This window comes from Roseovarius sp. D22-M7 (assembly GCF_037083785.1).
In the GTDB taxonomy this organism is placed as follows: Bacteria; Pseudomonadota; Alphaproteobacteria; order Rhodobacterales; family Rhodobacteraceae; genus Roseovarius.
In genome coordinates this window covers 1-541 of sequence record NZ_JBAPKY010000229.1, presented here as the reverse complement: position 1 = coordinate 541, position 541 = coordinate 1, and the positions used below count along the sequence as shown (strand labels likewise).

1 protein-coding gene is annotated in these 541 nt (G+C 66.5%); it reads left to right on the top strand.

Annotation, left to right across the window (positions count from 1 at the left end; translation table 11 throughout):
- Positions 1 to 541 (top strand): IS66 family transposase (locus V8324_RS22285; RefSeq protein WP_336422048.1); only part of this gene is annotated, 541 nt, incomplete at both ends.

The window sequence follows — 541 nt, the reverse complement described above, 5'->3', positions numbered from 1 at the left end:
CTGTCGTCGACCGGCTGGCCGAGCACCTGAATGCGTCCACCAAGCTGTTCATGGACGAGACCACGGCGCCGGTGCTGGCTCCGGGGCGGGGACGGACATCGTGCCGGCGGCGCGTCTTCGACACGACGACCGGTTATCTCTGGGCGCTGGCCCGTGACGACCGCAACTGGGGCGGCGCTGACCCGCCCGGCGTGGTGTTCTTCTACGCCCCTGGCCGGGGTGGCAAGAATGCTGAAACCTTCCTGCGCCGCATCGCCGATATTTACAAGGTCGAGGCCGACATCCGCGTCTGCGCCCCCGGGCAAAGGCTCTCCGCCAGACACGCGCGAACGGCCGAGCTGGTTGCGGCGTTCGGCGACTGGCTGCCGGAGCAGCGACTGCGCGTGTCGGCGAAATCCCGGCTCGGCGAGAAGCTGGCCTACATCCATCGCCACTGGGAGGGCCTGCAGACCTTCCTCCATGACGGCCGCGTCGAGATCGATTCAAACAGCGTGGAGAATCTGATCCGCCCGATCGCACTGAACAGGAAAAATGCGCTGTT